The sequence below is a fragment of the Streptococcus suis genome, from assembly GCF_002964045.1.
GTDB lineage: Bacteria > Bacillota > Bacilli > Lactobacillales > Streptococcaceae > Streptococcus > Streptococcus suis_U.
This window is the reverse complement of sequence record NZ_POPB01000682.1, coordinates 1-300: the sequence shown is the minus strand read 5'-3', so window position 1 is coordinate 300 and position 300 is coordinate 1. Positions and strand designations below refer to the sequence as shown.

The window sequence follows — 300 nt, the reverse complement described above, 5'->3', positions numbered from 1 at the left end:
AGTAGTATGGCTGTATGGATTTTTTACTGATGTGAAAACCAGATCGACAACCTATACCATTGGTCAGTTTGAATCGAGTTTATCATCTGGCATGGTTAAAATCTCACAAAACAATGACTCTATCCGCTATGAAGATAAGGAAAAGGGCATTGTAGCCGTTGGTTTTTTGAGAAAAGATTACCCAGACTATGTGCAACGTGTCGAATACCTATCCAAAGGGAAACTTATTCGTAAAGACTATTTTAGTTATACAAAAATGTTCTCTGAATACTATGCACCTGTAGACAATCAGCCTAAGTT

The 300-nt window shown here is 36.7% G+C and carries 1 pseudogene; it reads left to right on the top strand.

Annotation, left to right across the window (positions count from 1 at the left end):
* Window positions 1–300, top strand: a pseudogene (locus C1E99_RS14860) (accessory Sec system glycosyltransferase GtfA); the annotation flags it as partial.